The sequence below is a fragment of the Bradyrhizobium sp. SZCCHNS1022 genome (genome assembly GCF_032484835.1).
Classification (GTDB): Bacteria; Pseudomonadota; Alphaproteobacteria; order Rhizobiales; family Xanthobacteraceae; genus Bradyrhizobium.
Map to the genome: position 1 here is coordinate 2,516,635 of NZ_JAUETT010000001.1, position 12,945 is coordinate 2,529,579.

The 12,945-nt window shown below is 64.0% G+C and carries 11 protein-coding genes; 8 read left to right on the forward strand and 3 right to left on the reverse strand.

Going from position 1 to position 12,945, the window contains the following annotated elements:
- Window positions 1–46: 46 nt before the first annotated feature.
- Window positions 47–979 carry a LysR family transcriptional regulator gene (locus QX071_RS11360; protein WP_315700728.1) on the reverse strand — a complete coding sequence of 311 codons (933 nt, stop codon included), beginning with the start codon at window positions 977–979 and terminating at the stop codon, window positions 47–49.
- A 152-nt stretch (window positions 980–1,131) separates the two neighbouring features.
- On the opposite strand from QX071_RS11360, the gene QX071_RS11365 reads away from it, so the two are divergent.
- From QX071_RS11365 to QX071_RS11400, 8 genes are read left to right on the forward strand one after another with little or no spacing between them, the layout of a single operon-like run.
- On the forward strand, window positions 1,132–2,157 hold the full coding sequence (locus tag QX071_RS11365; RefSeq protein ID WP_315700727.1) for a class 1 fructose-bisphosphatase: 1,026 nt from the start codon (window positions 1,132–1,134) through the stop codon (window positions 2,155–2,157).
- A gap of 9 nt (window positions 2,158–2,166) precedes the next feature.
- A complete protein-coding gene (locus QX071_RS11370) occupies window positions 2,167–3,042 on the forward strand; it encodes a phosphoribulokinase (protein ID WP_315700726.1) in 876 nt (291 codons plus the stop codon).
- Window positions 3,039–5,066 (forward strand): transketolase, encoded by a 2,028-nt coding sequence (tkt, locus tag QX071_RS11375; protein ID WP_315700725.1) that lies wholly within the window; start codon window positions 3,039–3,041, stop codon window positions 5,064–5,066. The genes QX071_RS11370 and tkt overlap by 4 nt, the downstream gene beginning before the upstream one ends.
- A 30-nt stretch (window positions 5,067–5,096) precedes the next feature.
- The gene (fba, locus tag QX071_RS11380; protein WP_315700724.1) at window positions 5,097–6,179 is read left to right on the forward strand and encodes a class II fructose-bisphosphate aldolase; all 1,083 of its coding nucleotides are present in this window, start codon (window positions 5,097–5,099) and stop codon (window positions 6,177–6,179) included.
- A gap of 37 nt (window positions 6,180–6,216) precedes the next feature.
- Window positions 6,217–7,677 (forward strand): form I ribulose bisphosphate carboxylase large subunit, encoded by a 1,461-nt coding sequence (locus QX071_RS11385; RefSeq protein WP_315700723.1) that lies wholly within the window; start codon window positions 6,217–6,219, stop codon window positions 7,675–7,677.
- 12 nt (window positions 7,678–7,689) lie between these two features.
- Window positions 7,690–8,109: a ribulose bisphosphate carboxylase small subunit gene (locus tag QX071_RS11390; RefSeq protein WP_315700722.1), complete on the forward strand. Its 420-nt coding sequence runs from the start codon at window positions 7,690–7,692 to the stop codon at window positions 8,107–8,109.
- Window positions 8,109–9,029, forward strand: coding sequence for a CbbX protein (gene cbbX / locus QX071_RS11395; RefSeq protein WP_315703069.1), 921 nt, complete (start codon window positions 8,109–8,111; stop codon window positions 9,027–9,029). The genes QX071_RS11390 and cbbX overlap by 1 nt, the downstream gene beginning before the upstream one ends.
- Window positions 9,026–9,751, forward strand: coding sequence for an HAD-IA family hydrolase (locus QX071_RS11400; protein WP_315700721.1), 726 nt, complete (start codon window positions 9,026–9,028; stop codon window positions 9,749–9,751). The genes cbbX and QX071_RS11400 overlap by 4 nt, the downstream gene beginning before the upstream one ends.
- Window positions 9,752–9,759: 8 nt before the next feature.
- On the opposite strand, the gene QX071_RS11405 is transcribed toward QX071_RS11400, so the two are convergent.
- Both QX071_RS11405 and QX071_RS11410 read right to left on the reverse strand, forming a co-directional pair.
- A complete protein-coding gene (locus QX071_RS11405) occupies window positions 9,760–11,076 on the reverse strand; it encodes a DUF3422 domain-containing protein (protein WP_315700720.1) in 1,317 nt (438 codons plus the stop codon).
- A 211-nt stretch (window positions 11,077–11,287) separates the two neighbouring features.
- Window positions 11,288–12,706 carry a M20 family metallopeptidase gene (locus QX071_RS11410; RefSeq protein ID WP_315700719.1) on the reverse strand — a complete coding sequence of 473 codons (1,419 nt, stop codon included), beginning with the start codon at window positions 12,704–12,706 and terminating at the stop codon, window positions 11,288–11,290.
- Window positions 12,707–12,945: the final 239 nt, after the last annotated feature.

Genomic DNA, 12,945 nt, shown 5'->3' on the forward strand with positions numbered 1-12,945 from the left:
CTGTCGGATATCCGACAATCAGGCGGACGAAGCTTTTTGCGAGTGGTCAGGGCTTGGCGGCATCGGGCAAATAGCGCGCACCCTCCCGGCCAAGGAAATCGAGCATGGCCTGGGCGGGGGGCAACAAGAGCTTGTCGGCCCGCCGGATGGCGTGCCACTGGCGAATGATCGGCAGCCCCGGGATTTTCAGCGCGACCAACCGGCCCTCTTCGAGCTCGTGGGAGACCGTATGCTGCGAGATGAAGGCGACGCCGAGGCCTGCGATCACGGCCTGCTTGATGGTTTCGTTGCTGTCCATCTCCATGCTGGTCTTCGGCTGCAATCTGTTCTTCCGGAAAAAGTCCTCCATCAGCATGCGCGTGCCGGAGCCGATCTCGCGAGTGATGAAGACTTCGCTGGCGAGATCGGCTGCAGTAATCCGCCGCTTCTTCGCGAGCCAGTGGTTGGCGGATGCGATCACGACGTGCGGATGCTTGCCGAGCGGCCGCATGTCGACCTGAAGGTCGGCGGGCGGACGTCCCATGATCGCAATGTCGAGATCGTAGCCGCGCAGCGCCTCGCGGATCGTGTCGCGGTTGCCCACTCGCAGCGACACGTCGATCTTCGGGAAGCGGCGGGAGAATTCGGCGATTGCGAACGGCACGAAATATTTTGCGGTGCTGACCGCGCCGATCGACACCCGTCCGCCGCTGCGGCCGGCGATCATCTCGAGCTCCTGCTCGCAATCGAGCAGCGCAGCCTCGACGCGTTCGGTCAAGGCGAGCACGCTGCGCCCGGCATCCGTCAGGACCATGCCGTCGGCGGTGCGTTGGATCAGCGGCAGGCCGGCAAGCTCCTGCAGGTTGCGAATCTGCAGGGTCACCGCGGGCTGGGTCAGGTGAAGCCGGCCGGCCGCGGAGGTCACGGAACCGGAGGTCTGAACCGCGGCGAGCGCACGCAGCTGCCGGATCGTCAGGTCGCGCGAAAATCGCTTCGCCATTGTTCTCCCACCATAAAAAATTCTTTTGTTGTTCCAAAGATAAAGAAATTTCACTAATTATGCAATTCGCGGCTTGATAGGCGGACGGCGATGCCGAGACGCCGCAAGCGTCAAGCCCGAACAACGATGGCTGACGGCACGGGAGGGGCTTTATGGACCGACATCTGACATTGCAGGCACATCTTGCGGCGCAAGGCGCGGAGGCCTCCTGCGCCGCCGTCATCGTGGCGCTGGCTGGAGCGGCGCGCGATCTCTCTCGGCTGATCGCCATCGCGCCATTGTCCGAAGGGAATGGCGGTGTAGCGGGAACCAATTCCGACGGCGACAGCCAGAAGCCGCTCGATCTGATCGCCGATGGACTCATGCGTGAAGCTCTCCGGAACGCACCGGTGGCCGGCATCCTGTCCGAAGAGGTCGATGCGCCGGAAACGCTCGATGCGGCGGCGCCGCTTTGTGTCGCGATCGATCCGCTCGACGGCTCGGCCAACATCGAGAACAACATCTCGGTCGGTACGATCTTCTCGATCAGGCCACGAGGCCGCGATGTCGTTTCGAGCTTCTTCGAGCCGGGCACTGTCCAGCTCGCGGCGGGGTTCTTCATCTACGGACCGCAGACATCGCTGGTGCTCGCAATCGACGGGCGCGTCGATCTGTTCGTGTTCCATCCGTCATTGCGGGAGTTCGTGCTCGCGAAGACCGGCTTACGGATTCCTCAGGACTCGCCGGAATTCGCGATCAACGCATCGAACAAGCGGCATTGGAATGGTGCGGTGCGCGATTACGTGGACGAATGCCTGTCCGGCGCAGCCGGTCCGCGCGGCCGCGACTTCAACATGCGCTGGGTCGCATCACTGGTCGCGGAAGCCTATCGCATCCTGATGCGCGGCGGAGTGTTCCTCTATCCGGCCGATGCTCGTCCCGCCTATCGCGAAGGCCGCCTGCGGCTGGTCTACGAAGCGCATCCGATGGCGCTGATCATGGAGTGGGCGGGCGGCGCGGCGTCCAACGGGCGATCACGCGTTCTCGAACTCTCGGCGCGCTCGCCGCACCAGCGTGCACCGTTGATGATGGGCGATTCCCGCGCGGTGCGCGATATCGACATCCTGCACGAAGGTGTCGAACCCTTGTTCGAAAGCAGCGACGCGCCTCTGTTCGCGCGCCGCGGCCTGTTCCTCTGAGGGGCCGCTATGTCACGTCGTCATCCCATCATCTCGATCACCGGCTCATCCGGCGCAGGGACCACATCGGTCAAGAAGACGTTCGAGAACATCTTTCGTCGTGAGAATGTCAAAGCTGCCTACATCGAAGGCGACGCCTTCCATCGCTACGACCGCGAGGAAATGCGGCGCAAGATGGTCGAGGAGCAGGAACGCGGCAACAAGCATTTCAGCCACTTCAGCCCCGATACCAATCTGTTCGAGGAACTGGAACGGACGTTTCGCGATTACTCCGAATCCGGCACCGGCATGACCCGCCATTATGTCCATGATGACGAGGAGGCGAGCCTTTATGGGGGAAAGCCAGGAACCTTCACGGACTGGACGCAGCTGCCGGGCGATTCCGATCTGCTATTCTACGAAGGACTCCACGGCGCCGTCGTCACCGAGAAGGTGAACATCGCCAAATATGCCGATCTGAAGATCGGCGTTGTCCCGGTGATGAATCTGGAATGGATCCAGAAGCTGCATCGCGACCGCGCCTCGCGCGGCTATTCCACTGAAGCGGTGACCGACACGATCCTGCGGCGCATGCCGGACTATGTGAACTACATCATTCCGCAGTTCTCGGAGACCGACATCAACTTCCAGCGCGTGCCGACGGTCGACACGTCGAATCCCTTCATCGCGCGCTGGATCCCGACGCCGGACGAATCGATGGTGGTCATCCGCCTGAAGAACCCGCGCGGCATCGACTTTCCCTATCTGCTCTCGATGATCCCGCAGAGCTTCATGTCGCGTGCCAATTCGATCGTGATCCACGGCGCGAAGCTCGATCTTGCGATGCAGCTGATTCTCACGCCGATGATCCTGCAACTGATGGAACGAAAGAGGCGCACGCTATGACCGCAATCGCCCTGCAAACCGTGGCCGCGAAGCCGGAGATCGGCCACGCCGAGATGGCGAACGCAATCCGCTTTCTCGCGATCGACGCCGTCGAGAAGGCGAAATCGGGACACCCTGGCATGCCGATGGGCATGGCCGACGTCGCCACCGTGCTTTTTCGAGAGTTCCTGAGATTCGATCCCACCGATCCGGCCTGGCCAGATCGCGACCGTTTCGTGCTGTCGGCAGGGCACGGCTCGATGTTGCTCTATGCGCTGTTGCATCTGACGGGCTACGAGGCCGTTACGCTGGACGAGCTGAAATCTTTTCGCCAGTGGGGCGCCAAGACGCCGGGACATCCCGAGTATGGCCATACGCCGGGCGTTGAGACCACGACCGGGCCTCTCGGTCAGGGCATTGCGACCGCGGTCGGCATGGCGCTTGCCGAGCGCATGATGAATGCGCGGTATGGCGATGACCTCGTCGATCACTACACCTATGTGATCGCGGGCGATGGCTGCCTGATGGAAGGCATCAGCCACGAGGCGATCTCGCTTGCGGGGCATCTCAAGCTCAGCCGCCTGATCGTGCTGTTCGACGACAATCATATCTCGATCGACGGCTCGACTTCGCTGTCCTGCTCGGATGATCAGTTGGCGCGCTTTGCGGCGTCAGGCTGGGCGACGTGCCGGATTGATGGTCACGATCCAAGTGCGATTTCCAATGCGATTGCGCAGGCGCGGCAAAGTGATCGTCCGAGCCTGATTGCCTGCCGTACCACCATCGGTTTCGGCTCGCCGGGACGACAGGGGTCGGAGAAGGCGCATGGCGCGCCGCTCGGCGCGGAAGAGGTCGAGAAAACGCGGGCTGCGTTGAACTGGCCGCACCCTCCGTTCCAGATTCCGGGCGAAATTCTGGCGAACTGGCGCGCGGCTGGTGCGCGCGGGCGGATCGAACGCCAGGCCTGGAAGGAGCGTGCGCGGCGGCTGTGCGCGGGCGACCGTTCGCCCTGTCACGACGCGCTGAACAAGAAGTTGCCGGCGACCTATGCCGAGCGGATGTCCAGCCTGCTGGCGCAACTGACGACCGAACAGCCGAAGATCGCGACGCGCCAGGCTTCGCAGGTCACCATCGATGCCATCGCGGAAGCGCTGCCCAATCTGCTGGGCGGCTCGGCCGACCTGACCCATTCCAACTTGACCAAAGCGAAGACGCAGAGGCCGGTCACACCCGAGGCAATGGACGGCAACTACATCCACTACGGCGTGCGTGAGCATGCGATGGCGGCTGCGATGAATGGCATCGCGCTGCACGGAGGCTTCATTCCCTACGGCGGTACGTTCCTGGCGTTCGCCGATTATAGCCGGCCGGCGATCCGGCTGGCGGCGCTGATGGGCATCCGCGTCATTCATGTGATGACGCATGACTCGATCGGCCTCGGCGAGGATGGGCCGACGCACCAGCCGGTGGAGCACTTGGCGGCTTTGCGCGCGATTCCGAACCTTCTGGTGTTCCGGCCGGCCGATGCAGTCGAGACCGCGGAAGCCTGGGATTGCGCGCTGCGGACCGAGACCGCACCGTCCGTGCTTTGTCTCTCGCGCCAGGCGCTGCCTCCGTTCCGGACCGAGCCATCCGACCTTAATCGCGTCGCGCTCGGTGCCTATGTCGTGGATGAGCCGGAGGGCGGGCGCGACGTCACGCTGATCGCGACGGGCTCCGAAGTCGCCATCGCACGTGACGCGGCCAAGCTGCTTGCTGCCGACGGCGTGCGCGCTGCGGTGGTCTCAGCGCCCTGTTTCGAACTGTTCCGGCAGCAGCCTGCCGCCTATCGCGCCGATGTTCTCGGGGAGGCGCCGCGGATCGGCATTGAAGCTGCGATCGAAGGCGATTGGGCGCGCTGGCTCGGCGACAGCGGCGAGTTCGTCGGCATGCAAGGGTTCGGCGCATCGGCGCCGGCCGAGGTGCTCTACCGCGAGTTCGGCATCACGCCCGCGGCGGTAGCCGACGCCGCCTTGCGCTGCATCATCCGCGCGCGTGCATCTTAAGCAATCAGACAACAGGGACGGAGACAGATCATGGCGCGGATCACTTTGAGGCAGCTATTGGATCATGCGGCCGAGCGAGGCTACGGCGTGCCGGCCTTCAACATCAACAATATGGAGCAGGGGCTTGCGATCATGGAGGCGGCGGCGGCTGTCGACGCGCCTGTCATCATCCAGGCTTCGCGCGGCGCGCGTTCCTATGCCGGCGACATCATGCTGTCGAAGATGATCGATGCCTTGGAGGAGATGTATCCGCAGATCCCGCTGTGCCTGCATCAGGACCACGGCAACGACGAGGCCACCTGCGCCACGGCGATCAAGCACGGCTTCACCTCGGTGATGATGGACGGCTCGCTCAAGGCGGACGCCAAGACCGCGGCTGACTACGACTACAATGTCGATATCACGCGGCGCGTGGTCGAGATGGCGCACTGGGTCGGCGCTTCCGTCGAGGGCGAACTCGGCGTGCTCGGCTCGCTCGAGCATGGCGGCGGCGAGCAGGAGGACGGCCACGGCGTTGAGGGCAAGGTTAGCCACGACCAGCTGCTGACCGATCCCGTGCAGGCCGTCGACTTCGTCCGCGCCACCAAGGTCGACGCGCTCGCGATTGCGATGGGCACATCGCATGGCGCTTACAAATTCTCGCGCAAGCCGGACGGCGACATTCTCGCGATGCATGTGATCGAAGAGATCCATCGGCGGCTGCCGAATACGCATCTGGTTATGCACGGCTCGTCTTCGGTCCCGCAGGCGCTGCAGGACATGTTCAATGCGTTCGGCGGCGAGATGCCGCAGACCTGGGGCGTGCCGGTGGAAGAGATCGTCCGCGGCATCCGCCACGGTGTGCGCAAGGTCAACATCGATACCGACTGCCGGCTCGCCATGACCGCAATATTCCGAAAGGTGGCGTCGCAGTCGAAGAGCGAATTCGATCCGCGCAAATTCCTGAAGCCGGCGATGGATTCGATGCGGGAGCTGTGCCGCGAGCGGTTCGAGCAGTTCGGTGCTGCCGGAAACGCATCCCGGATCAAGGTCGTCCCGCTGGCGGAGATGGCCAGGCGCTATCGCTCAGGCGCGCTCGATCCACGCATCGGGGGAATGACAGAGGCTGCGTGAGCAGCGGACCAGCATGCAGAAACACGAGGAGGAACACATGAACGACCAGTCCATCACGGTGCGCGGCAAGGATCGTTACAAGTCCGGCGTCATGGAATACAAGCGCATGGGCTATTGGGAGCCGTCCTACCAGCCCAAGGACACCGACGTCATCGCGCTCTTCCGCGTCACCCCGCAGGATGGCGTCGACCCGACCGAGGCCTGTGCTGCGGTTGCGGGCGAATCCTCCACCGCGACCTGGACCGTGGTGTGGACCGACCGGCTCACCGCGGCCGAAAAGTATCGTGCGAAATGCTATCGGGTCGAGCCGGTCCCGAATTCGCCTGGCAGCTATTTCGCCTATATCGCCTACGATCTGGACCTGTTCGAGCCGGGCTCGATCGCCAATCTCACCGCCTCGATCATCGGCAACGTGTTCGGCTTCAAGCCGCTGAAGGCACTGCGTCTCGAGGACATGCGGCTGCCGATCGCCTATGTGAAGACCTTCCAGGGTCCGGCCACCGGAATCGTGGTCGAGCGCGAGCGGCTCGATAAGTTTGGCCGGCCGCTGCTCGGCGCCACGGTGAAGCCGAAGCTCGGCCTTTCCGGCCGCAACTACGGCCGCGTCGTCTATGAGGCGTTGAAGGGCGGCCTCGACTTCACCAAGGACGATGAGAACATCAACTCGCAGCCCTTCATGCATTGGCGCGAGCGGTTCCAATACTGCATGGAGGCGGTGAACAAGGCCCAGGCTGCGACCGGTGAGGTCAAGGGCACCTATCTCAACATCACCGCGGCGACGATGGAAGACATGTATGAGCGCGCCGAGTTCGCCAAGGAACTCGGCTCGGTCGTCGTCATGATCGATCTCGTGATCGGCTACACCGCGATCCAGTCGATGGCGAAGTGGGCGCGCAGGAACGACATGATCCTGCACCTGCACCGCGCCGGCCATTCCACCTACACGCGGCAGCGCTCGCATGGCGTCTCGTTCCGCGTGATCGCCAAGTGGATGCGGCTCGCCGGCGTCGACCACATCCATGCCGGCACCGTGGTCGGCAAGCTCGAGGGCGATCCCAACACGACCCGCGGCTACTACGACATCTGCCGCGAGGATTTCAATCCGATGCGGCTCGAGCACGGTGTGTTCTTCGACCAGAATTGGGCGAGCCTCAACAAGATGATGCCGGTCGCCTCCGGCGGCATCCATGCCGGCCAGATGCACCAGCTGCTCGATCTGCTCGGCGAGGATGTCGTGTTGCAGTTCGGCGGCGGCACCATCGGCCATCCGCGCGGCATCGCCGCCGGCGCGACCGCCAACCGCGTCGCATTGGAAGCGATGATCCTGGCCCGTAACGAAGGGCGGGACTACGTGCACGAAGGCCCGGAGATCCTGGCCAAGGCAGCGCAAAGCTGCACGCCGCTGCGCGAGGCGCTCGAGGTCTGGAAGGACGTCACCTTCAACTATGAATCGACCGATACGCCGGATTTTGTGCCGAGCGTCACGGCTGCGGTCTGAGAGGAGATCACAATGCGCGTCACCCAGGGCTGCTTCTCTTTCCTTCCCGATCTGACCGACGAGCAGATCACGGCGCAGGTCCAATACTGTCTCGACAAGGGATGGGCGGTGAACATCGAGTTCACCGACGACCCGCATCCACGCAACATCTATTGGGAAATGTGGGGGCTGCCGATGTTCGATCTGCGCGATGCGGCCGGCATCATGCGCGAGCTTGCCGATTGTCGGAAGATCTATGGCGACCGCTATATCCGCATCTCCGGCTTCGATTCCAGCCACGGCTGGGAATCCGTGCGTATTTCCTTCATTGTCAACCGGCCACAGCATGAGCCGGGCTTCCGGCTCGACCGGCAAGAAGCCGCCGGGCGCAACGTACGCTATGCCACGCATGCATATGCGACCGGGCGGCCCGAGGGCGAACGGTACTCATGATGCAGACCACGCAGGCGAACGCGGCCCAGGCGACGCCGGTCGACACCATCGACCTGCGTCGCGAATTCGAGGACGTCGACATCGCGCCGGTGCTCGAACAGCTCGATCGCGACTTGGTCGGGCTGGCGCCGGTCAAGACACGGATCCGCGAGATCGCCTCGCTGCTTCTGATGGAACGCATTCGGCAGAAAATGGGGCTTGCGACCACCTTCCCGACCTTGCACATGTCGTTCACCGGAAATCCCGGCACCGGCAAGACGACTGTGGCGCTGCGCATGGCCGGCATCCTGCACCGGCTCGGCTTCGTTCGCCGCGGCCACGTCATCAGCGTGACGCGCGACGACCTGGTCGGGCAGTATATCGGCCACACCGCGCCGAAGACCAAGGAGGTGCTGAAGAAGGCGATGGGCGGCGTCCTGTTCATCGACGAGGCCTATTACCTCTATCGGCCGGAGAACGAGCGCGATTACGGCCAGGAGGCGATCGAAATCCTGCTGCAGATCATGGAACAGCAGCGCGAGGATCTCGTGGTCATTCTCGCCGGCTATGCCGACCGGATGGAGAAGTTCTTCCAGTCCAATCCCGGCTTCCGCTCTCGCATCGCGCATCACATCGACTTTCCCGACTATTCCGAACCGGAACTCCTCACCATCGCCGAGCTGATGCTGGAAGGACAGAACTATCGTTTCACCCCCGAGGCTCGCGTGGCGTTCGAGAAATATATCGCGGTGCGCAGGACGCAGCCGCTGTTCTCCAATGCGCGCTCGATCCGCAACGCACTGGATCGCGTCCGCCTCCGGCAGGCCAACCGGCTGGTGTCGCGGCTCGACCGGGTGCTGACCTCGAATGACGTCATGTCGATCGAGGCGGCGGATGTGCTGGCGAGCCGGGTGTTTCGCAACGCGGAGCAGCAAGCATGAACCTCGCGCTGGCGACGGCGACCACGCCGCTCGACGAGATCCGATATCGGCTGACTGAAGCTTCCGCGCTGATCTTTGACGTCGACGGCACCTTGGCCGAGACCGAGGAGCTGCATCGCGAGGCCTTCAACGAGGCTTTCGTGCAGCTTGGCCTCGACTGGCATTGGGGACCACGCATCTACAAGGAGCTGCTGCAGGTGGCCGGCGGCAAGGAGCGCATCCGCGCTTTCGACCAGATGCGGCGGTCCGGTCCACCTTTGACCGATGCCGTGGTCGCCGAGTTGCATGGTGTGAAGACCGCGCGCTTCGCTGCCCTGATGGCGGAGAAGGGCTGTCCGTTGCGGCCTGGAGTTCGGCCGCTGCTCGATGCGGCGCTGGCGCGCGGGCAAACGCTGGCGATTGCGACCACCACGACGCGCGCCAATCTCGACGCATTGCTCGCGCCGGCGCTGAGCCAGGCCTGGGAAGCCAGGTTTGCCGCGGTCGTTGCGGCCGACGATGTCGCGCGCAAGAAGCCGGCGCCTGATGTCTACCTCGAGGTGTTGTCGCAGCTCGACCTCTCGGGAGAACGCTGCTTGGCCATCGAAGATTCCGGCAACGGCCTTCTCGCCGCAAGGCGTGCCGGCATTCCGGTGCTGATCACCCGCAGCCGCTATTTCAGCGATGACGATTTCGACGGCGCGCTTGCTGTTGTCGACGATCTCACCGAACTCGCCATTTGATCGCTTGGTCATAACGGCTCGTTGATATGTTCGCGGCGGATGTGGCGCACCCGCAGCCAGATCGTCAGCGCGGCCAGCGGCACGAACACGGCAATGGCATAGCCCGGTTCGAAATGCAGCGTGCCGGTCTCATGCGCGGCCTTCACGAGATAGGAGAACAGTCCGGTCAAATAGTATGTGATGGCCGCGACCGAAAGACCTTCGACCGTGGTCTGCAGCCGCAGCTGCAGCCGGGTCCGCGCGTTCATCGACTTCAGCAGTTCCTGGTTCTGTTGCTCGAGCTCGACGTCCACGCGTGTGCGCAGCAGATTGGCGGCGCGCGCCAGCCGCAGCGACAGCGCGGCTTGCCTCGCTTCAGCCGTCATGCAGGTCCGGATCGCCGGCGCCATGCGCCGCGCCAGGAACGATGACCAGGTCGGAAAACCCGGCATCTTGCGTTCGCCGATGCTGTCAAGGCGCTGCGTGACGATCTCGTCATAGGCGCGGCTCGCGCCGAAGCGGAACAGGCTCGCGGCGGCACCCGCCTCGACCTCGGCGGCGAGGGCGGTCAACTCGTCGAGCATCTGATTGTTGTCGGACAGGTCAGTGGCGCTGCGCATCCGTTCGGTGACCTCGGCAAGGCGCTTTTCCGCCGCGTTGATCGAGGGCGCCAGCCGTTGCGCCTCGGGCAGGCCGAGCAGCGCGAGCGTCCGATAGGTTTCGATGTCGAGGAGATGCTGGACGGTGCTACCGATCCGCGCCGGACTCATGCCGCGATCGAGCAGCAGGATGCGCACGTAGCCTTCCGGATTGGCCTGGAAGTCGGTGGCGTAGATGCCGGTGCCGTCGGCGATCTCGGCCATGGCGAGACTGACGGAATCGAACATCGCAAGCAGGCTGCTGCTGGCGTCGTCATCGGGCAGCACGTTGAGATCGACCGCGACCAGCAGCGGTCCCGGCTGCGGCACCAGCCGCATCGGCGCGGCAAGCGAAGCAGCCGACGGATGAAAGGCGCCGGCATTCGGGTCGACCGGCACTTCCCAGGTATAGGTCGTGAATTCGGAATGCTGCTCCCAGCGCAGCACGGTGCCGCCGAGCGAAACCCGGAAATGCTTGTCCTGCGGCAGCGGTGGCGGCACGCCGCGCGATCTGCACAATTCGATCAGCTGGGTGCGATCGGCGAGCGCCCGCGGACCGGACGTGTCGAAGCCGAAATGCAGGATGCGCGCCGGCACCGTCACGGGATGCGACGGCCGGGCATGAACCTCGCCGAGAATTGCGGTCCGCAGCGCATGCGGCGCCAGACGCGCCTCTTCGCTGTCCCCGATCAAGACGATATCGCTCATGCCGATCAGCCCACAGATCGCCGTTTCCGCCAGCTATCAACGCATATTCGTCGACGCAAGTCGACATGGAGTTGGCGACGACATGGTGACTGCGCGACGACGACGCGCGCGTGACAGAGCCGGGCGGAGCTTACGGAGACACGGGATGGAAACTTTGCTTCCATCGGTCAGCTCCCGTGCCTCCTTACCATCAAGCGATGGACACCTTTTCTCAAGCGATGGACATCGTCAGCGGCGGCTCGACCTTGTCCGGCAATGGACTGACATAGGGCGTCCGCGCCGTGCGCTGCTTCAAGTCGGCCTTGGCGGCTTCGATCAGCTCAGGTTCGTTCAGCGCCTTGACGCCGAGCGCCGCCATCGCCTTGGCGGCCTGCACCATGGCCTTGTGCGCGGCCGGCGACTTGCCCTGCGCCACCACCTGCCAGGTGTGGAACGGCGTGCCGATCGCGACCGTCGGCGCATGCACCTGGACGGTCGGCACCACCCAACTGACATCGCCGACGTCGGTGGAGCCGATCTGCGGATTGCGCTTGGTATCGAGCGGCACCAGGAAATCCGCAAGCGGCCGGTCGCTCGGCTCCATGCCGATGCTGTAATAGACCGAAGAGATGTCCTTGTCGGTCAGCGTCGCCTGGATCTGGCGCGCGAAATCCTGGTCGGTTTCGTCGAAGCGCGGCGGCCCGAGCTCTTCCATGATCCTGTAGAGCGCCTGCTCCAGCGGCGCATTCGGCAGGATGTTGGAGACGGCCGAGATGATCTTCATCTCGACCTTGGTCTCGGTCATCAATGCCGCGCCTTGCGCGATCTTGTGCACGCGCTCGACCAGCTCGTTCATCCCAGGCAGATCGCGGGCGCGGATCGAATAGCGCACCCGCGCATGCGCCTGCACCACGTTCGGCGCGATGCCGCCGGTGTCGAGCAGCGCGTAATGCACGCGGGCATCGCTCGGCATGTGCTCGCGCATGTAGTTGACGCCGACATTCATCAGCTCGACCGCGTCGAGTGCGCTGCGGCCGAGATGCGGCGAAGCAGCTGCGTGCGAGGTGCGCCCGGTGAAGATGAAATCGGCGCGGGTGTTGGCGAGCGATGGCGTCATCACCACTTCCCAGAAGCTCGATGGATGCCAGGTGAGCGCGATATCGGCATCTTTGAAAGCGCCCGAGCGCACCATAAACGCTTTCGCGGCGCCGCCTTCCTCGGCCGGGCAGCCGTAATAGCGCACGCGCCCCGGCACCTTGTTGGCGGCGAGCCAATCCTTGACGGCGGTGGCGGCAAGCAACGCGGCGGAGCCAAGCAGGTTGTGGCCGCAGCCATGGCCGTGGCCGCCGGTCTCGACCGGCCGGTGTTCGGCGACGCCAGCCTCCTGGCTCAAGCCGGGCAGGGCGTCGTACTCGCCGAGAAACGCGATCACCGGGCCGCCTTCGCCCCATTCGCCCATCAGCGCAGTCGGAATCCCGGCGACATTCTCGGTGATGCGAAAGCCCTGGTGGCGCAGCTCGGTGAGGTGCTCGGCGGCGGAGCGCGCCTCGGTGTAGCAGACTTCCGGCATGCCCCAAACCCTGTCGCTGAGTTCGATGAAGCGGGGCTTGATTGCGTCGACGTCACGCCAGATGTCGCTACGGTTGTCCATCTTAGGTCCCTGAAGTGTGATGTTGGTTGGGATGCTGCATGGTTATCAGCTTCGCTTTCCCGCGCCTAGCACGCTCGCCGTTAGCAGCCATGCGCGGCATCATGAGACCGCCTCTGTGTGCTCGAATCTGAGTGCACGTTGTGCATTGTACTGGGCAACATGCCGCCTTCTGCAGCGCAACGGCGCTGACCGTGATGTCAGGCCGCCTCTCTCCCAGTCGAGGCTCGTTTTCTGGAACT